The organism is Agrobacterium sp. SORGH_AS 787, assembly GCF_030819035.1.
In the GTDB taxonomy this organism is placed as follows: domain Bacteria; phylum Pseudomonadota; class Alphaproteobacteria; order Rhizobiales; family Rhizobiaceae; genus Agrobacterium; species Agrobacterium larrymoorei_B.
Genome location: NZ_JAUTBG010000002.1, coordinates 454,016 through 471,940 on the forward strand (window position 1 = coordinate 454,016; position 17,925 = coordinate 471,940).

A 17,925-nucleotide genomic window follows, 5' to 3' on the forward strand; every position below is an offset into this window, starting at 1 on the left:
TCAGAGCAGGTCGCAGCCAATGGCCGAGCCCTCACCCGCGGCAGGTCTGCGCATTCTCACCTGTGAGAACACACGCCTAAGCATGTCGCGCAAAAGTGGTCACCGGTTTTGCGATAACGACATGCGACAAAAACAAAGATCTAAAGCGTATGAGCGAATCTGAAAGATCGCGAGACGCTTTAGCTCGAAGAAACGACTCGACAGCCTTTTCAACTCCTGCGCAAATATCCAGGTCTCAACCCAATACCGCACCCGAACAGCAGGCCCGCACATGAAACTGGCAACCGCCGCCCTTCTTCTGGCCTGCATGCCTTTTGCAGCTTCAGCAGAGGACGCCTTCTCGAAGGATACCATCCTGTGGGGCACATTCGGTGAATGGGGCGTTCGTGTCGATACGACCGCCGGCAATGCTTGTTATTTGGGTCGTGTGTACGAGGCGGACGTCGTGCTTCGGTTTGGGCGCTACAGCAAGCAGGGCAACTCCGGCCTGTATTTTTCGGTCAACAATCCAAAGTGGAAGTCGCTCAAGCATGGGCAAGAGTATCTCATCGACCTTCAGTTTGGGGATAATGATCCTTGGTCCGCAAGCGCTATGGGAGTCGTGGAGGACGACGATGTAACGCGCTCGCTCTTGGTCTCCGGTGCAGATGAAAAGTTCCTCGAAGAGTTCGAGACAAGCGACACAGCCAAAGTTTACTATGATGACAAGGAAATCATCAACCTGTCGCTAAAAGGCGTCACCAAGGCCGTGAGCGAGATGAACGCCTGCCAGAAGAAGACCGACGAGGTTTTGAAGAAACTAAACCCGAAGCCTGAAGAGGCTGAACCTTTCGCCAAAAAATCTCCTGTCGGAGCAGTGGACCGTCCGCGCGAGCTGTAACGGCGATGGACTGCGCCACCGCTGAGGACAAGCGGCAGCTTTCGAACTCGATGATAGAAGCAATGCAGACTAGGTAGACAAATGCCGCCACCAATGAGAAACCAGTGATTTTTCAATCGATATTGTCTGAGAAAGCGGTTTTGCTCAGAACCGCGCAAACGGCCATTGCACTCGCATTCCTCGCATGCTCACCAACCACCACACGTGCAGAGACCGAATTGTGGGGACAGGTCGGCGAATGGTCCGTTTTCAATGACCGTCGAGCGACGCACGGTTGCTCGCTGTACAGGTCGTTTGGCACAGACGCCTCCATCACCCTCGGCGTCTTACCCCTGGAAGAAGCGCGAGGCGTTTACTTCTCGGTCACACACAACAAATGGACTGTACTTAAACCCAACAGGAACCTCGATGTGCGTCTTCAGTTCGGTTCATCGGCGCCCATAAAGGCGAAAGCCGATTTCATGGACGATAGCCACATGCTATTTATTGTGGTGCCGCAGGATACTCAACTTTTCGAAGAGTTCGCAAAGAATAAGGTGCTTCACGTCAAACCTGTGAGCGGAGCGGCCATTGCATTGAAGTTCGATCGCGCTGCCGAGGCGATTTCTGCCAATGCTTGACTGCTTGGCAATGGTTACAGAAGACCTTAAAAGCTCGCCGGAAGAGTTTGGTAATCCATTCGCCAAGACGCCAGAGACTGAGACACCGGATGATCCATTCGCCAAGCCTCCAGCGGAGAGCACCACGGAGGATCCTTTTGCCAAGCCGCCGGCAACAAGCGCAACGGATGACCCATTCGCGCCCAAACCATGAACCAGCTTAGCGTCAATGGCGGCGGTGCACCGAGCACGATCTCACCGACACGGCGAAACGCCTGGACAGACATTTCAACCCGTGCGCAAATGAATGACCTTCAACCTGGTTCTGATCAACAAGTCCCGCATGAAACAGACAATTGCCGCTTTTCTTGTCGTCCTCGCGCCATTTGTTGCTGTCGCAGAGGACGCGCCCCCGAAAGACTCCACCGTCTGGGGCACCTTCGGTGGATGGCACGTCTTTATGGACCCTACCCGCGGAAATGCTTGTTACGTGGCCCGCATCTATGGTGAAGGCGTCGTAATGCGATTTGGACGCTTTCGTCAAAAGGACGGCTCTGGCCTGTACTTGTCCGTCAATAACCCAAGGTGGAAATCTCTGAAGGATGATGAGAGATATGCCTTGGAAGTTCAGCTTGGCGATCATGGAATCTGGAAGACGAACGCATGGGCAACAGTGGAAGATGATTTCCAGCGCAGGCTCTTGATCGCCACAGATAATGAGATGTTCCTCGAACACTTCCAGACCAGCGACACCGCCACGATCTCCTACGAAGGCAGACAGATCGCTAACCTCTCCTTGACAGGCGTCGCCAAGGCAGTAACCGAGATGAACGCCTGCCAGCAAAAGACCGACGAGATTTTGAACGCCCGAGAACCGAAGTCCAGGGAGGCCGATCCCTTTGCCAGGGCCCCCTCCTTAGAACCATCAGGCGATCCCCGTAAACTGTAACACTTGCTGTCTTCGCCCTTATGTCGAGGTCTGATGCGCCTGCGGACGACCCCGGGGTCGGGAGGTCAGCCCCTCGACGCTGGCCTCAGCACAATCTGACCGGCCAAGTAGCCCGGTCAATATTGATCTAACGGACTAAAGCATCCTCTGCGCAACCCATCAGGCGCACCCCGTTTCCAAAGCAAAACCACTCGACAGACATCTCAACTCATGCGCAAATGAGCAAGTATCGCCACTACTCCTGATGACCCTTACGAAGCAGGCCCTAACATGAAACAGGCAATCGCCGCCCTCCTCCTGGCCTGCATGCCTTTCGCCGCCGCCGCGCGAGACGCACCGGAGATAAAAGACCCAGTCCTTTGGGGCAAATTCGGGACCTGGAGGGTTCAGATGCAACCGAACCTCGACAATACGTGTGTCGTCATGTCTGCGTTTGAAACCGGTCATGACCTGATGTTTTGGCGCTATTTCAAAAAGGGAAAGCCAGGCTTTTTTCTCTCTGTTGGGAATGAAAAATGGAAATCGCTGGTCCACAAGAAAGTCTATTCCGTCAACTTCGAGTTCGATGAGGGCATCAACTGGGATGTAGAGACTACAGCCTACGTTCAAGGAACCAACCGTAGACTCATGATGAAATCGAGTTTGCAGGACTTTCTCGACGGGTTCAAGTCCAGCAAAGCCGTCAAGATGTTCTATGAGAAGAAGGAGATAGCCCACCTTTCCCTAAGTGGCGTCGAAGAGGCTATAGAAGAAATGGATGCCTGTCAGAAGACGACCGACGAATTCTTCAAAATCTCCAGAACAAAGCCCGACACGTCCGATCCCTTCGCCAGAAAATCTTCCACGCAAGCCTCGGACGACCCCTTTAAACCGTGATCGAGGTAACAGTAGCCTCGATGTGCAGTCGATAAGAGCGATGGTCGAACAGAGCTGTCACAACCGTATCCGGAACGATAACCATCCAGCATGATCAGGCAAAAGACATGGATAGGCTCCTGAAACGCACCCTCCTCGCCGCATGCCTTCTCTACATGCCGTTCGGAGCCAATGCTGCTCCTGTTGAATGGGGAAACTTTGGTAACTGGTCGGTGGCCGTGGAGCCCGATCGCAATTTTGGCTGCTATGTGGCGCTTCGCTCCAAGGGCGATACGATCCTGCATTTTGGCATGGACCTCGCTACGGAGTTTCCGAGGTTCTATCTTCTGTTGAGGAACGAGAAGTGGAAATCATTGGAAGACGAAAAGGTCTACCCGCTGCTTTTCACCTTCGATTCAAAGAAGCCCTTGGAGGTGGAAGCAATCGCATCGGTCAGCGAGACATCGCAGGATCTGGCAATCGGGAAACTGGGGGGCAAGTTCATCGTGGAAGCCCAGAAAAGCAGTCAGTTGCGTATCACCTACGCCGACAAGGAGGTTGCAAACCTTCCGCTTGAAGGTGCAGCCACGGCATTCTACGAAATGCGCGCCTGCCAGGACAAGACCGAAGAAACGCTTCGCAAAAGCCGAGATGAAGCAAAGCAGCAGGACCCCTTCGCCAAAAAACCATGACGGTTGGACGCGTTAGCGAATCCCGATGCCGAAAAAACTCATTTCCCCGATTTCGGCTTGAACAACGGACTATCGCCAAACGTCTTGCTCGCTCCGGTCAGCAGCGTGCCAAGCGCTTTCAGGTTGCCGCCCTTTCGGGTGTTCTTGGCATTCGCCCGCGCAAGGCTCGCCTCCGCCCTACCATTGGCCGCCGCCACGTCGAAGTCATAGGCCTCGTTTGCGGCATTGCGGCGAATGGTCAGCGCGTCGATCTCGCCAAGCGTTGCAGTATCGACCAACAGATCGAGCGGGGAGCCGAATGTCAGGTCCACGCCATTGGCGGCCATCGCTGCCCTTTGCTGGCCGGTAATCTGCGCCGTCTCCTGGCGCTTTTTCTGCTCTTCCAGCTTGCCGCGGTCCAGCGCGTCACGCGCCCGCCTTTCGGAAAGCCGCACATTCATGTCCGTGACTTTCGCGTTATATTCGGATGCGGCGGCATTTGCCTCCGCCTCCTGTTTTGCGCCAGCCGCACCGATCACGGTCGAGGCGGCGCCAAGGATCAGACCAAAATCACACATGCCTCAAGCCTTCATCTCAAAAATACGAAAAGGGCGCTGCTCATAGCCAAAGGGCTGCGGCTCGGAAAGCGTGAAGCCCAGCCATTGCAGCCAGCGTTTGGAAACCGTGTTCCGGTCATCCACCACATTCTGCAGCAGTTGGTAGCGCTGCCGCATCTCGGCCACCCAGTGGAGAGAGCCCCGCAGAAAGTCGCGCGCATGCCGCTCCAGCGCATCGGTCCCCAGCAGCCACGGCGCACCGGTCCGGGTCAGCATATTCGTCGTGCCGCAGCCGAACATCAGCTCCGGCACATCGTCAAACAGCACGGTGTGGGCAAAATCGGATCGCTCCAGCGAGTGCAAAAGCGCAGAGGCCGGTCCGCGTCCCACGGCGGCGAACACCTCCTCGCGGTCGGCTTCGCGCATCCGTGGCGCAATCACATCCACATGCTCGGGCCGCGCTTCGATCACGCGAACCGTCACGATGCCACCCTGAGATCCGGCATGATGGCGAGAACCGTCATCGGCAGCGGATCGAACTGCTTGATGATCATCGTCCCACCCTTCGTCCAGTCCGCCGTCGGCGTCAGCTCCACATCGCCGGTCGCAAGGCGGATCGCCTCGCTCCAGTTCTCGAACTCACGCTGCTTCAGCTCCACCAGCGCATCGTCTGCGGGCCCGGCCCAGATGCCACGGGTCTTTTCCACCCTAAGCGTAATATTGGCGATCGCCTTGTTTCTGGCCTGCACCGTGCCAAGCTCGCCCACATTGCCGAGATCGATATCGAGCGTCCTCAACTCCGCTTCGTAGGGCAGGCCCACATGCACCTTGGAAGCGGCAATCGGCAACGTCACCGTGCCATTCGTCACCACCAGATCGCGCACCACATTGCCATCCGCCAGCGCCACCAGCGTCTTGCCTTCAAGGTGGTAAAGCCCGCGCATCGTCTTCGTGGCTGAACCCTCATAGGAAAGCCCGCTATCGACGAAGAACGCATCCGCCGACACCGCAAAGAGGCGCGAATGCATGCGCTCGATGTAGCGCTGCGGCTTGCCATCCACCGTCCGGCGAATGACGAAGTAGACCGCGTCCTCATCACCTTCGGCCACCACATTTACCGCCTCGAACACGCCATCCGTCTCGTGTCGCGTCCAGGCCCACACCTCATGCTCGCGCATATAGGTCAGGCTCACGCACATACCATTGTCCAGCACCACCCAGACGATCGAGTAAGGCGATTGCGCAAAGGCCCAGGAGACCACCTGCCGCCCCTCGAACAGATGGCGCGACATGATCGTCAGATCCTTGCCGGTGAAGTTGTCGTTGGAAAATTCATAGGAATAGTCGCGAATGACCCCGCCCCGCGCCAGCGCAAACAGCATCACATCGCCCACCGCAATCGGCTGCAACCAGGATGACCCGCGGTTGCTCTGCTTCTTCACCACCATATTGGTCGGCGTCATGATCTCTTCGCCACTGCCAGCCACGTTGAACTCATTCGCAGTGGTGAAGACCGCCATGCCGCGAGACTCGCTGATCGCCCGGATCTGGTTCTTCTCCTTGGAACGGATGCGCAGCGTGATGGCGTCACTCGCCTTCACCGGCGAGGCCGCGCCGAAGTTCTCATAGTTCGCAGACTGCCCAAGCCACAAACCCGCCGGCACATTCGCCGTGCCGCCCATGGCAAGGCGCTGCTCGTAGAAATTCACGCAGGCCGGATAATTCCCAACACTGTTGAAAGGATTGTTCCCCTCCTGCGGACCGCTCGCCAGATCCGGCGTGATATTCTCATCGGTAAAGCTCGTCGTCTCGGTCTTGCCGATATAGCCATAGCGGCCATTGTCCAAACGATAGACCGCATAGCTTCCGGCCCCCGGCGTCGCCGTCCAGAACAGCAGATTGCGGTTGCCGCGATAGACCATGTCGTTGCGCAGCGTCGCAGGCTCTGATGGCAGGCTTTCTTCCCCCGTCTCATCGGAGATGGCCGCCACCACATATTTCATCTCCTTGCCGTAGACGATCGATCCAGTCACGCCCGTCGGCACCGGCGGCGCGCCAGCGGCAGAGCTTGCTGGAGGTTGCTTGCCGCTGCCGCTATTTTCCGTCTGGCCGAATTCGGCTTCGAGAACTGGCGTCTCCGCCAGCAAGCCGTCGCCGCTGTCGGTGCGGTACACCCTGTAGAGGCTGGCACCAGTCGCGGCGTTCCACGTCAACCGGATGCGCCGGCCATCCTCGTTCTCATACTGCACGTTGACCGTCACCGTGGCAGACGGCGCGCTCTCCGCCCCCGAGGCGCTGACCGATGTAATCCGATAGGACACGTTTGCGGTTGCCCCACCTTTCCTTTTGAACACCGCATTGCCAGTCACCCCCGTGGGCTTGGCAATCTGCGGCACGAAGGTCAGCGACGAGAACATCCAGTTGGCATCGCCAAGCCGTGAAAGCTTCATCGGCGGATGCGCCTGGTGCGTCAGATACATCACGTCGTTTTCCTGGGCGAAAACCACCCGCCGCAACTCTTCCGCCGTATAAGGCGAGGCGATCTCGTAGACCCGCCGCGCCGTGCCGCCACCCGCATAAGCCGGCATCCCAAGCGTGGAGACAGCCACCCCCAGCAGATCTTCCAGCTGATACGTATTGGTCGTCACATTGCGGATGATGAAATTGCGGTTGTTCAGCGCGCTAATGCCCGAAAGTCCGGCAATGAACACCTCATCGCCATCGGCAAAACCATGCGCTGCGCACGTCACCACACCCTTTGCCGCAACCGAAACGCCGGTAATCCCCTTTGCCGCTTCCAGCACCGGACTTCCGGCGCGGTAGACACGCATCTTAAGGTGAGAAAATTCCAGATTGTAGGTCTGATCCGTCTCCGCATCGAAGATGAAGGGCAGCAGAATGGCAAAGCCGGAGCCTCGCGTCCGGCCAACGAATTCCAGCCCGCTGCGATTGGAGGCCCCGCCATGCGGATGAATGAAAATGTTCTTCGCCACCTTCAGCCCTGACCGGTATTTTTCCACATCGACCCGCGCCCACAGCGCCGGGCTCAACTCGCCGGAGGTAAAGGCCGGCTGCATCACGCGCAAAATTGCCATGGTCTCAGCCTCGTGCCGTCATCAGTGTGGAACTGTCGGTCCAGCTCGATCGATTCTCATCTGCATCCGCCTCCTTCGCCGCCTCGAAAGACGAGGCCGCAATCTGGTAGGCATCCTTGCGGGTGGACTGGTCGGATGTCAGCGGAATAGCGATCTTGGCCGACAGCGCCCAGCTCAACGCTTCTTCAAACAGCGGCGGATAGCGCGCCGGGTCATCGAACTGCCGCACGAATTCCAGCTTCGCCGGAGACTGATCGCAAAAGATCAGCCCTTCGGTCGCATGATAGGCGACGTCGTCGCTATCGCCTGGCAAAAGCACGGCCGGCACGATGCGCAGCGGCTTCAGACAATTTTGCGGCCGCGCATAGGCATGGCGCCAGCGCTCAGGCCGCGGATTGGCAACTTCCGCCAGATCGACCATGGTCTTGGCAAATTCCCATTCATAGGATTGCAGCAACCGGTCGCGCGTCAGCGCATAATGAAGCTTGCAGGTGCGCGCCTCGGTCGATGGCTCGTCTATGTCGGAAATGGTCTTCTTGCCGATATTGGACAGCGCAATGTTGCAGATGCTGGTAACGGATGACATTCGCTTCTCCAAAATAGAAAACCCGGCTCTGGATTGAGCCGGGTTCAGCGTCATAAGTTTGATCGACAGGGATCAACCCTGGCTCACCTTGTCCTCAAGTGCGGCAATAATCTCCGCCTTGGTCGAAGGCGTCGCCTCGCCCAGAAGCCTGCGCGCCGCCGCCTTGAAGGTCATGAACTCGACGCCCGGATCGCTCGCCATCTTTACCACCTCCGCCGCGGTCTTCTCGGCAGAAGCAACGGGCGCATTGCGCGTCAGCCGCTCGATTTCGGCGTCCTTCTGCGCAATCTCGGCCCGAAGAGCCTCGATCTCGGCATTGTCGACATGGGCGGTGCCGATCCCCTGGCGCTGATCCTCCGCACGCTTGCGTGCCGCCACTTGCAGCGCCAGTGCCTCTTCCGGCGAAATCTCGCTCATCCAGAAGGGCGAGAAATGCGCCTCTGTCGCGATCTCGAAAACCGCGCCCTCATCACGAAAATGCCCGTAGACACCGGCCCGGGTCGCCATCACGGTCTTAGTCATAATTATTGTCCTCCGAGGCGGCCACCACACCGGCGGTGATCTTGCCTGCCGTCAACGGGCCGGTCGCAACCGTATAGGCAAGACGGGCAAAGCGCTCATCCGCACCGCGTGGAAAGAACTCCAGCGGAAACACATAGCCAGCCACAAGCGACGCCTTGGGGATCGCGCCGGATGTCCAGGCCACACGCGGCGAGGAGAACGCCTCATTGTCGTCGGTCTGCAGATCGACGGTCAGCGTCGCCGCACCGGAGGCAAGTGCTGTCTCCACCATCTGCAGGCGAAGATCGACCTTCTTGCCGCGGCCAAGATCCTTGCGGATTGCGGCAGCGGCACCCACGGGTTTGCCCGATGCGCCGAAGTCGATGACATTGGTGGATACGGTCGAGGCGGTGATCGCCTGCGCATCCGAGAAGAGATTCTGTGCGTCAAAAATCATGGAGTGTCACCTGTTCCAGACCGTCCTCAGACGATCTGCCCTTCTGTTTCGAGAATATTGTCGTCGCGGCGGATCGGCACGCCCAGGAAGGAGACGATCGGCTTGCCCTGGCTCTGGTCGAGCGTCAGGTTCACATTGGTGCGGTTCATCGCCTGCTTGTGCAGGAAGGTCTGCACCGTCTTGCTGGCATAGATCACCGTCTTGCCGTTTGGCTGGTTCGGGTTCTGCAGCGCGTAATAGCCGTCGATCATCAGGTTGATGAGATCGGCACCGCCCGCCGTGGGGTTGGCGCGCAGATCAGAAACGTCGATATTGGCGATACGCGCAACACCGCGCCAGTCGCGCACCGAAAGGCCGATATCCTGCTGGAACTTCTCGCGATACACGTCATAGAGCGAGCCATCCGGCAGTTCCTTGGTGGTCTTGCCCTTGTCGTCGCGCTGCAGACCGGCCTTCGATCCTTCCGGATAAAGCAGGTGCACGGAATCCTCACCCCAGGTCACGAACCAGATGGAGGTGTTGTCCGAGCCCGTGCCGCCGGCATCGACGATCTGGCGGCCATTGGCGGCGGATTTGGAATTGAAGCGGGCATGCAGGCCGGTAAAGCGCTCCGGGTTCACGTCGATATCGCCGTAATAGACGGTCGAGCCCAGCATGTTCGCCATGCCCGCAATATGGGCCTTGGCTTCATTGAGCCGGAAACGAGCCGGGTTCTTGGCGATTTCGACCAGCTTGGCGTCGACTTCGGACCAGTCTTCCAGCATGCCGGTCGCGTCCTTCACCTGCGCCGTCGTGCCCTTGGTCGGCAGAACGCCCTTGTAGAGCTTGCGCCAGGTGGGAACGGGAAGGCCGGTGCGCACCGTCGTCAGATGCGACGAGCCCATGTTGCATTCGAAGATCGGCGCGTCTTCATACATCGCGTTGAACTGCACCAGCATGTCGATGATGGTGGAAATGTCGTCGCCCCAGCCCTGCTTCTTCAGGTCGGAAAGGGTGGGATACATATTGCCGATAGTGGCCATGTGTTAACCTCGTGTCGTTGATGTTGTCGCTCCGTACATCGCCTGTTCGGGCGAGGTTGGAGGGGCTGCTGCGGTTTCCGACGATGCGGGCTTGTCATCACTGAGAGCGTTGCCGACACGGGCCAATAGCCGGAAAAGTCCGGGATGGTTGCCAATCCCGATTTCGACGAGATCGCGGCGGAGAGCATCGTCTCCAAACGTCGCGATCACGCGGTTTGCGTTGTTGAGGCTGGTCGCGAGATTGTCGCCGCCAAAGTCCCGGTCGGCACGGATTTCCTGCTGCCAGTCGGAGGTAATCTTCTGGTGGCGCTCGCTCAGCGCGTCATATTCAAGCTTGCGCTGCTCGGCGATCACGCCGGCCAGACGGCTCGCCTGGCCATTCGTCAGGCCAAGCTCCTTCATCACCGGAGAAGCGCGGTCCAGCAGCGCCCGGTCGAGTTCAATGCCGCCATCGAGCTTGATGTCGTACTCGCCATTCTCCGGCACGAGATCGGCGGCGTCGTCCGGCTCGGAGGCAGGCTTGTCGCCCTCTCCCGCGCTGCCCTCTCGACCTGCTCCATTCTGGCCGGCGACAAGCGGCTCCGCCGCCCCGTTCAGAAGCGGCGCATCGGCACTCTCATTGGCGTTGGCATTGCCGCCGGCATCGGGGCTCACGCCCCAATCTGTATGGCCTTCCGGCGCAAAGGCGGCGTTATTCATCCACTGTCTCAGCATGCTCTTCCCTCTTGCGCTTTTCCGCGCGTCTGTGGGCCTCGATCATCATCTCGGCATAGGCGGTGGGTTTGATCTGGTTCAGCTGGTCGATGATGGTGACGCCGATGATCCGGCGACCGATGTGAATGCCGGTCTCGCCATTCACCACATGCGGCGCGCCATAGACGTTGCACTGGCAAAGCACCCACCAGAGAAATTCGCGCGCACGCGGCTCCGCCAGCACGAACTCGGTTGCGAGATCGAGCGCCTGTTCCTGCACTGTTTTGGCTGTCATCCGGCAATCCCAAGCTTGCGCAGCAGTTCCACCGGCCCGCCATTATCGTCGGTGGCGGAAAGCGCCTGTGCCGCCTGCGCACCATCCTTCAGTGCAGGCGCCAGCTTGGCGGCGGCTTCCGTCGCCTGCGCCGCCTGTTGCTGTTGCACCCGCTCGTCGCGGATCGCCTTCACCTTGTCGTCGGAGCGCACGATGGTGGACACCACACCGATCGCATCGCCATACTCGTCGATCGCCTGGTCGACATCGAGCTTGTCCACGGCGTCAGGTCGCGCACCGGCAAGATTGCCGACGAAACTCACCATCCGCTCGATAGAGCCGGTCGAAACCGCAAGCTGCGCCTGGTAGAGCGTCGAGATATTGTCGACATTCAGCTCCTCGCCCTGCAGATCCTGCGGCGCGTCCGGCAGCTCGTCGTCATCGTCCAGCTGGTAGAACACCCAGTCGGCCAAGGGCTGGATCAGCTCGTGATGCTGTCGCTCCACCGTCGGTCCCAGCTGCTGAAGCTGCTCTTCCTTGCGCTGCGTCAGCTCGAACTGGTTGCGCGGCTGAACCCCCTCCATGGTGCTGATCGCCATGAACAGATCGGCGTAAAAGGCCCGGTCCACCCGGCGCTTCGCCTCATCGATATCGGCGGCCAGATCACCAAGTGGCACATTCACCTCGAAGGCGCGGCGATAAGCGGCGGTTCCGACACTCTGCTCGTCCACGAAAGTCACGGTACCAGGCAGCGAAGAGTTGCGCTTGTTGCGCAGTGACGTTGGCGCCACCAGCGGCGGGCGCACCTGGTGCTCGATACCCATGCCCTTCCAGCGCTGTTCGGTCTGCAGCATCTTCACATCCGGCAGCGCATCCATACCGGGGCATGTGGCAGCATAGACATCTTCGCCCACCACATCCCAGCGCGGCGCAATCAGCGGATTGCGGTCGAAGCCGCTCACCTCCAGCATCTTGTCGCGGTCCTGGCCCGCTTCCCAATAGTTGGACATGAAGGGCTTGTTGGCCTTCGTCGGGCGGGCGGGATCGCGGGCGGAACGCGGCTCGATGGCGTTGAACACCTCCACCACCTCGTCGTAATTGCCCCGGTCCCACAGGTTCTTGATGGTGGAGGAGACGTTGGACCAGTCCATCTCGCGGGAATTGGGCTTTGCCACCCAGCGCCCGACAATCTGCTCCACCGTCATCCACACGCGCCGGTAACAGGTATCCACCCGCATGCCATACTGGCTCTGCGCCAGCCAATATTGCCCGACCGGCGGCAAGATGCCGTGCAGGCGGCGCCCGGCGCGCGTCAGGATCAGGCAGAATTGCCCGAACAGAAGCTCGTCGCCATAACCGGAATGAAGACAATTATATATATTCGAGACGGCCAGCCGCTCGCGCGCCCGGCGTGTCGCCTCATAAAGATAGTCTTTGACAGGCCCGAACTCGCGCAGGTCCTTGTCGGCAATGCTGTAGCGCATCCAGGGCCGCGTGGGAGATGTCAGCCCCGCCTGCATGCCCGATTGCGCCACGCGATGCGCAAGCTTCGGCGAGTTGTCGATGATCTTCTTGTTGCCGTTGATCCCCTTCGGGTCACGGGCATCCCCCTTGCGGTAACGGCCGGGAACGATGAAATCGTTCAGCTCCTGCCACTGCGCTTCATAGGGGTTGCGCTCCTTCTGCAACGCCTTCAGGCGCCGCTCATGCCGTTCGCGGATCGTATCGGCCATATCAGCCTCCCAACAGGTTTTTCTTGCCGCTGCTATCCAGCGCACCCACACCCTGAACCCCGGTCAGCATGGTCGATGTCGCAGCCCGCAACCGATCCCGCACCCGCCGCCCGGCTCCATTCACCGTCTGACTGTCCGGCTCACGCTGCGCCGCATACTCGATCGGCAACTTCGGATCCTCCGGCTTCGCCACCTTGGGAGACTTGAAAACACACATCGCAAAACCTCGAATTGAAGACAGACAGAGCCAGCCCGCACCGCAGGCTGTTCGGCTTAAATTTCATGGAAACAATGAGTTGGGTAGAAGACCCCCCCTCTGCCCTGCCGGGCATCTCCCCCTCAAGTGGGGAGATCGGACTGTTGCACCGTCTTGGCTCAAACTACGGTCAGATGTGAAACGCGAAGAGCGCCTTTTGCCGATCTCCACCCTTGAGGGGGGAGATGCCCGGCAGGGCAGAGGGGGGTGAACGGCAGATCCAGAACGTAAAAGGGGTCGCCTCCATCATTCCTACCGCCGGACATCACAGCGCATCAGATGGCGCATCCCTCACCCAAACGGATTATACCCATCCCCATCACCACCATACCCGGTCTCCCGGCTATGATTATACCGCTCATCCCCCCGCCCCTTAGGAACGACAGGCCGGGCAAAGGTCAGTCCAAGCGCATCCGCACGGTTGGGAGAAGGAAGCCCCCGCGCCTTCATGTCTTCCTTGCTCTCGATCTGCAGCTTGCCATCCACGCGGGCCACAAGCTCAGGCCCGATCAGGTCGTGATAGAGAATGTCGTCGCGCGCATCGAGCGCGCCGCCCTGTTTCAGCCAGTCGCGCATGCCCTTCCACATTTCGGCACGCTTGTTGAGACAGCCGCGATCGATGCTCTTTTCGGCAAAGCTGACGAGCTGCCATGTACGCCCCAGCGTCACGCCGGCGGAATAGATGCCGGTACCGTGACCAAGGTCGATGAACACCGCATCGGCCTGCAATTCGTCCTCGAAGCGCGCCACATGGTTTGCCACCAGAATGTCGTTGTCATTCTTCGGCATTGTCATCAAAAGCCGGGCATAGAGCCCCTGGCGCAGATAGATCACCAGCTCGTCGTCACCGGTCCAGGCCGGATCGACGCCGATAATCTTCGGCGCGAAATCATATTGCTCCTTGCGCAGATGCACCTTCTGGGCAGCGTCCACATCTTCGGTGGAGATGAACTGCTTTGCCGATGTCGATGGAAACATGCCACGCACTCGCACTTTGACGAAATCGCTGTCCTCGCCGTAGTCGCTGACCCATTCGGCAAGTTTCTTCTTGTTGGTGCCGGGCACCGAGCGGCTGTCGATCTGCCGCCTGATCCAGCGCCGGCGATGCCGGCGGAAACACTCGCGAAACCGCCCGGTATTCTGCGTCGGATTGCCGAAGACGATCCAGATGATGATGGTGTTTTCGTCGGTCAGCGCGCCTTCGGCCACTTCCCAGACACTGTCGGTAATCTTCGACGCCTCGTCGAACATCAGAACGATGATCCGGTCCTTGTTGTGCAGACCGGCAAAAGCCTCGGTATTGTTGGCAGACCAGGCCACGAAATCCAGCCGCCACAAATCGGCATGCCCGCGATCGCGCGACTTGATCGACATGGCCTGCGTCTCGAACCAGTGGCTGGTGATCGAGGAGCGGAACCACTTGCCCACTTCCGGCGATGTCTTGGTGCGCAGCTGCGTCTCGGTATTGGCCGTCACGACAATCTTGCAATCGGCAAAACAGGACATCGCCCAATTGGCCATCATCCCCATCTGCGCCGATTTCCCAATGCCATGCCCACTCGCCACCGCAATCTGCAAAGGCTGATAGCGGTTCTCGCTGTTCAGATGCTGACGGATCTCATCATTGATATCCGCCTGCCAATCCCGCGGCCCCGCAATGCCCTCAAGCTCGCCCTCACCCCAATCCCAGGCAAACCGCGCCCAGGCCTGCGGATCAAACTGAAACCGCGCCGCCGCCTCGATGATCTCCGCATCGAGATCGGCATCCACACGGCCCTTGCTCGCCTGCCTGGCATTGCCCATGAACAATCTCCCGGCAAAGCCTGCACTGTCTGGAATTGAATGCCACACGCGGCGCGCACTCGTCCGATTGAAGCGGGTCGCGATCTTTCCGATCACACGGCGCAGATAATCCGCGACAGCATCGCTAGATTCAAAAAAGGCAAAGCGTCCTTTGTGCGTCCAATAGGACGCCCGGCGGTTTAGCTGGAAACACAGCCATTCAGCCGTTCACTCTGTCACTTATCACGTCCGCACGACGTTGCGATGAGGTCAAACCTCTCCTCCTTCGTCATCCTCGGGCTCGACCCGAGGATCCATCAGCCGCACTCTTGACCGCGTGAAAAGATGGATCCTCGCCTCAAGGGCGAGGATGACTCCGAGAGGTTTTCCGCCTTCGGCCAAAGGGCTGTTCTCAACTGTCGTTCAAGACCCTATCCAAGGTCACGAGGCCAGAAAGTCAAAAAGCGTCGTGCAACGGAGCCGCAGACAATGCATCTCGACGCAGACGCCACCCACCAACACCCCGACCGACCGGCACCGTCAACCGCAGCAACAAAACCCGTCAGTCCAAAACCCGCGCCTTCGCCCGCGCCAACCGCTCAGCCAGCGACCCGCTAACCTCGACCTCGACCTTCTCCCGAAACGCCTGCACATCGATATGCTTGCCGATCAGCTCCAGCCGCTTGATCCGATCGCTGAGCTTCACCTGAGACACCCGACCGATCGCCTCGCGGCTCTCGCCGCGCCCTTCGAACAGTTCCTTGACCTCAACCGCCGCCACCAGCCCCTGCCGCCAGATCAACGGCCACTGATCGACCGGCTTCAGCCCGCCATTCTCATCATAAAGATCGGCAATATCCGCCAACGCCTCTTCGGCCAGCCGCGACAGCAACCAGTCGGCGTGGATTTGCGTGCGTTCGGAACGCTCTCGCTTGGCCTGCTCCACTGCTTCCATCACCTGAACCTTCTTCAGAAGTATTGATCCGAGCACTTTCGCCGTCTTGCAACTATACCCCGCCCGGATCGCGGCTTGGCTGGCGTTCAGATCGACCAGATATTCCTCAACGAAGGCCTGCTGCCTCGGGGTCAATGGCCGTGGTTTTGTCATGGGGGTCATTCCGTGCCAGCGGTCTACTGCGTTGTGTATCGAGGCTTAGATTTTCAGGCCGTGCCGCAGAAGCAACCTCAGCAACACACCGGCAACGCTGAGCTAACTGGCTAAAAAGCAAGATCCAAAACGAAAGCAGGAGCAAAGAGGCTTCGCGGCAAAAGCCGCCTATCGATACACGTGGCCCAGAATCGCAAAAAGCGACCCGAAGGCCGCTTCCAAATACAATTCTTCGAATATGAAGACATGTCACTTATCGCTGTTTCGGGTAGAAAAGTCAAACGATAAAATCTTCGAAACCAGAAAAACCGTCTAAATCGTTGAAACTATATATTTTAAAATGCCGCTCTTTCCTCATAGAGCAAAGCCACCTGTCACAATATGGCGTATTCCAACCACCCTTGACATGATATCATATAAGATATCATAATCCCGTAATGATCGTTGTTGATGCGAATGTCCTGCTTGCAGCGCTACGCTCGTCCAGAGGCGCATCGCATTGGCTTATAAGGGAAATGTTGAAGGGCGGCGTTCCCTTTGCAGTGTCACCTGCCGTCGCTTTGGAATACGAGGATGTTCTGAAGCGTGAGGGCATTCTCGGGCAAGAGCCTTGGATCCGCCCACACGAAATCGACATGCTGCTGGATGCGATCTTCAGCCAGGCGCAACTCGTGTCACCCTGGTTTCGCTTCAGACCATTCCTGCCGGATGCGAACGACGATATTTATATAGAATGCGCTTTGGCAGCTGGCGCGACCTATATTGTCAGTAGTGACCGGCATTTCGACCATCCCGCGGTCAAGGCGTTCGGCATATCGGTTATGAGAGCTGGAGATTTTGCGGCGGAATTGACGAGAAGGAGACAATCAACATGAGCACCTACCCTCTCAGATTGGCAGACCATGTCATGGAAGAGGCAAAGCAGGCGGCAGCGGAAGACAATGTTTCGCTCAACCAGCTGCTATCGGCTTTCATCGCCGATGGTATCGGCCACCGCCGCGCGATTCTCAGTCTGCAAAAACGTGCAGCACGCGGCGATGTGGATGCCGCGCTATCGATCCTTGATCGCGCACCGGACGCGGAGCCTGATCCAGGCGACGAGTTGGTTGAAGAAAAACAATCGTCCAAGGCACGCTGACCCCGACTTCGACCTCGTGAACGGCGGTCGAGTCGAAGCAGCGTCGCATGGAGCCGTGAGCCTCAAACCTCTCCGCCGTCATGGTCGGGCTCGACCCGACCATCCATGAGCCAATTACATCGCAGTCTCGGGCCACGCCCGAGACTGTCGGGAACCGTCGCGGCGCCATCACCGCAGACGTCTCCCACATCAAACCCCAAAAAACCGTGCCAACACATTACACACCACGCGAAGATCCCCCAGCATATGGTGGTGCCGCTCGCCCTTGATCACGCAGAAATCCAGCGCCGCCCAGAGATTTTGACGAAGCTCGTTCTGTGCGGTCTGGATGGTCTTGCGGCAGCCGTCATAGCGGGCAATCACCGCCTTGCACCATTTCTCGTAATCCTCGCTGATCGTCTGGCTCGGCGTGCTGCGCTCGCTTCTGTCGCGTTCGCCATCCGGCGCCTTGATCGCCATCATGTAGGATTGGCGCAGTTCCAGAAACCGCACCGCGCCCTCATACTGGTCGTCGCTCAGGCCATCGCGTTTGCCGAGCATGTTCAGCGTGCCGATATAGGTTGCCGCTCGCGGATCACGCGCTTCTTCGACCGTCACGCCCATGCGGCTTGCCCGCGCCTTCAGCGCCACGCTGTCTGCCGGCGCGTGGGCGCGGCCGGATCTTGAGATACGCCCATTGGGCTCACGCGCCACATTGATCACCTTACGCCGTCCGCGCTTCTGCTTCAGTTTTTCCGCCTTGCTGGTCATGCTGCTGGTCCTTTTTCCG

Annotated in this window: 21 protein-coding genes; 7 read left to right on the top strand and 14 right to left on the bottom strand. The window is 58.8% G+C overall.

The features are described from left to right. The first annotated feature begins 271 nt into the window (after positions 1–271). From QE435_RS11680 to QE435_RS11700, 5 genes are all read left to right on the top strand, one after another. A complete protein-coding gene (locus QE435_RS11680) occupies positions 272–880 on the top strand; it encodes a hypothetical protein (RefSeq protein ID WP_349041475.1) in 609 nt (202 codons plus the stop codon). Between the two features lie 104 nt (positions 881–984). Further along, a complete protein-coding gene (locus QE435_RS11685) occupies positions 985–1,500 on the top strand; it encodes a hypothetical protein (protein ID WP_349041476.1) in 516 nt (171 codons plus the stop codon). A 286-nt stretch (positions 1,501–1,786) separates the two neighbouring features. Next, positions 1,787–2,428 carry a hypothetical protein gene (locus QE435_RS11690; protein ID WP_306934324.1) on the top strand — a complete coding sequence of 214 codons (642 nt, stop codon included), beginning with the start codon at positions 1,787–1,789 and terminating at the stop codon, positions 2,426–2,428. Positions 2,429–2,698: 270 nt separating this feature from the next. Beyond that, entirely contained in the window at positions 2,699–3,304 is a 606-nt protein-coding gene (locus QE435_RS11695; RefSeq protein ID WP_306934325.1) for a hypothetical protein, read from the top strand. Positions 3,305–3,411: 107 nt separating this feature from the next. Further along, entirely contained in the window at positions 3,412–3,975 is a 564-nt protein-coding gene (locus tag QE435_RS11700) for a hypothetical protein (RefSeq protein ID WP_306934327.1), read from the top strand. A 38-nt stretch (positions 3,976–4,013) separates the two neighbouring features. Here the strand turns inward: QE435_RS11700 and QE435_RS11705 are convergent, their stop codons facing one another. From QE435_RS11705 to QE435_RS11765, 13 genes are all read right to left on the bottom strand, one after another. Then, positions 4,014–4,532, bottom strand: a complete 519-nt coding sequence (locus QE435_RS11705; RefSeq protein ID WP_349041477.1) for a hypothetical protein — start codon at positions 4,530–4,532, stop codon at positions 4,014–4,016. A gap of 3 nt (positions 4,533–4,535) precedes the next feature. Then, a complete protein-coding gene (locus tag QE435_RS11710) occupies positions 4,536–4,994 on the bottom strand; it encodes a hypothetical protein (protein ID WP_349041478.1) in 459 nt (152 codons plus the stop codon). Next, entirely contained in the window at positions 4,991–7,606 is a 2,616-nt protein-coding gene (locus QE435_RS11715) for a hypothetical protein (protein WP_349041479.1), read from the bottom strand. Before QE435_RS11715 ends, QE435_RS11710 begins: the two co-directional genes overlap by 4 nt. A gap of 4 nt (positions 7,607–7,610) precedes the next feature. Continuing rightward, positions 7,611–8,192: a hypothetical protein gene (locus tag QE435_RS11720; protein ID WP_113225154.1), complete on the bottom strand. Its 582-nt coding sequence runs from the start codon at positions 8,190–8,192 to the stop codon at positions 7,611–7,613. Positions 8,193–8,264: 72 nt separating this feature from the next. Beyond that, on the bottom strand, positions 8,265–8,714 hold the full coding sequence (locus QE435_RS11725) for a hypothetical protein (protein WP_349041480.1): 450 nt from the start codon (positions 8,712–8,714) through the stop codon (positions 8,265–8,267). Beyond that, positions 8,707–9,150 carry a Bbp16 family capsid cement protein gene (locus tag QE435_RS11730; protein ID WP_349041481.1) on the bottom strand — a complete coding sequence of 148 codons (444 nt, stop codon included), beginning with the start codon at positions 9,148–9,150 and terminating at the stop codon, positions 8,707–8,709. The genes QE435_RS11725 and QE435_RS11730 overlap by 8 nt, the downstream gene beginning before the upstream one ends. Positions 9,151–9,176: 26 nt before the next feature. Beyond that, a complete protein-coding gene (locus QE435_RS11735; RefSeq protein ID WP_112953542.1) occupies positions 9,177–10,172 on the bottom strand; it encodes a major capsid protein in 996 nt (331 codons plus the stop codon). Between the two features lie 3 nt (positions 10,173–10,175). Then, complete coding sequence (locus tag QE435_RS11740; protein ID WP_349041482.1) at positions 10,176–10,886, bottom strand: hypothetical protein; 711 nt, start codon at positions 10,884–10,886, stop codon at positions 10,176–10,178. Further along, complete coding sequence (locus QE435_RS11745; RefSeq protein ID WP_130978343.1) at positions 10,864–11,160, bottom strand: hypothetical protein; 297 nt, start codon at positions 11,158–11,160, stop codon at positions 10,864–10,866. Before QE435_RS11745 ends, QE435_RS11740 begins: the two co-directional genes overlap by 23 nt. Further along, complete coding sequence (locus QE435_RS11750) at positions 11,157–12,872, bottom strand: portal protein (RefSeq protein ID WP_349041483.1); 1,716 nt, start codon at positions 12,870–12,872, stop codon at positions 11,157–11,159. Before QE435_RS11750 ends, QE435_RS11745 begins: the two co-directional genes overlap by 4 nt. Before the next feature lies 1 nt (position 12,873). Further along, positions 12,874–13,089, bottom strand: coding sequence for a hypothetical protein (locus tag QE435_RS11755; RefSeq protein ID WP_306934341.1), 216 nt, complete (start codon positions 13,087–13,089; stop codon positions 12,874–12,876). Between the two features lie 330 nt (positions 13,090–13,419). Then, positions 13,420–14,931 (bottom strand): terminase, encoded by a 1,512-nt coding sequence (locus QE435_RS11760; protein WP_349041484.1) that lies wholly within the window; start codon positions 14,929–14,931, stop codon positions 13,420–13,422. Positions 14,932–15,472: 541 nt separating this feature from the next. Continuing rightward, positions 15,473–16,018 (bottom strand): terminase small subunit, encoded by a 546-nt coding sequence (locus QE435_RS11765; protein WP_349041485.1) that lies wholly within the window; start codon positions 16,016–16,018, stop codon positions 15,473–15,475. Between the two features lie 437 nt (positions 16,019–16,455). Between QE435_RS11765 and QE435_RS11770 the strand changes: the two genes are divergently transcribed. Continuing rightward, positions 16,456–16,893 carry a PIN domain-containing protein gene (locus QE435_RS11770; RefSeq protein ID WP_349041486.1) on the top strand — a complete coding sequence of 146 codons (438 nt, stop codon included), beginning with the start codon at positions 16,456–16,458 and terminating at the stop codon, positions 16,891–16,893. Next, on the top strand, positions 16,890–17,156 hold the full coding sequence (locus tag QE435_RS11775) for a hypothetical protein (RefSeq protein WP_349041487.1): 267 nt from the start codon (positions 16,890–16,892) through the stop codon (positions 17,154–17,156). Before QE435_RS11770 ends, QE435_RS11775 begins: the two co-directional genes overlap by 4 nt. 189 nt (positions 17,157–17,345) lie before the next feature. Here the strand turns inward: QE435_RS11775 and QE435_RS11780 are convergent, their stop codons facing one another. Continuing rightward, complete coding sequence (locus tag QE435_RS11780; protein ID WP_306934345.1) at positions 17,346–17,906, bottom strand: hypothetical protein; 561 nt, start codon at positions 17,904–17,906, stop codon at positions 17,346–17,348. Between the last annotated feature and the right edge of the window lie 19 nt (positions 17,907–17,925).

Bases quoted from the DNA above. Each gene is read 5' to 3' on its own strand.
- QE435_RS11680 (WP_349041475.1), top strand. From the start codon at position 272: ATGAAACTGGCAACCGCCGCCCTTCTTCTGGCCTGCATGCCTTTTGCA.
- QE435_RS11690 (WP_306934324.1), top strand. From the start codon at position 1,787: ATGACCTTCAACCTGGTTCTGATCAACAAGTCCCGCATGAAACAGACA.
- QE435_RS11695 (WP_306934325.1), top strand. From the start codon at position 2,699: ATGAAACAGGCAATCGCCGCCCTCCTCCTGGCCTGCATGCCTTTCGCC.
- QE435_RS11700 (WP_306934327.1), top strand. From the start codon at position 3,412: ATGGATAGGCTCCTGAAACGCACCCTCCTCGCCGCATGCCTTCTCTAC.
- QE435_RS11705 (WP_349041477.1), bottom strand. From the start codon at position 4,532: ATGTGTGATTTTGGTCTGATCCTTGGCGCCGCCTCGACCGTGATCGGT.
- QE435_RS11715 (WP_349041479.1), bottom strand. From the start codon at position 7,606: ATGGCAATTTTGCGCGTGATGCAGCCGGCCTTTACCTCCGGCGAGTTG.
- QE435_RS11720 (WP_113225154.1), bottom strand. From the start codon at position 8,192: ATGTCATCCGTTACCAGCATCTGCAACATTGCGCTGTCCAATATCGGC.
- QE435_RS11725 (WP_349041480.1), bottom strand. From the start codon at position 8,714: ATGACTAAGACCGTGATGGCGACCCGGGCCGGTGTCTACGGGCATTTT.
- QE435_RS11730 (WP_349041481.1), bottom strand. From the start codon at position 9,150: ATGATTTTTGACGCACAGAATCTCTTCTCGGATGCGCAGGCGATCACC.
- QE435_RS11735 (WP_112953542.1), bottom strand. From the start codon at position 10,172: ATGGCCACTATCGGCAATATGTATCCCACCCTTTCCGACCTGAAGAAG.
- QE435_RS11740 (WP_349041482.1), bottom strand. From the start codon at position 10,886: ATGCTGAGACAGTGGATGAATAACGCCGCCTTTGCGCCGGAAGGCCAT.
- QE435_RS11745 (WP_130978343.1), bottom strand. From the start codon at position 11,160: ATGACAGCCAAAACAGTGCAGGAACAGGCGCTCGATCTCGCAACCGAG.
- QE435_RS11750 (WP_349041483.1), bottom strand. From the start codon at position 12,872: ATGGCCGATACGATCCGCGAACGGCATGAGCGGCGCCTGAAGGCGTTG.
- QE435_RS11755 (WP_306934341.1), bottom strand. From the start codon at position 13,089: ATGTGTGTTTTCAAGTCTCCCAAGGTGGCGAAGCCGGAGGATCCGAAG.
- QE435_RS11760 (WP_349041484.1), bottom strand. From the start codon at position 14,931: ATGGGCAATGCCAGGCAGGCGAGCAAGGGCCGTGTGGATGCCGATCTC.
- QE435_RS11765 (WP_349041485.1), bottom strand. From the start codon at position 16,018: ATGACAAAACCACGGCCATTGACCCCGAGGCAGCAGGCCTTCGTTGAG.
- QE435_RS11770 (WP_349041486.1), top strand. From the start codon at position 16,456: ATGATCGTTGTTGATGCGAATGTCCTGCTTGCAGCGCTACGCTCGTCC.
- QE435_RS11775 (WP_349041487.1), top strand. From the start codon at position 16,890: ATGAGCACCTACCCTCTCAGATTGGCAGACCATGTCATGGAAGAGGCA.
- QE435_RS11780 (WP_306934345.1), bottom strand. From the start codon at position 17,906: ATGACCAGCAAGGCGGAAAAACTGAAGCAGAAGCGCGGACGGCGTAAG.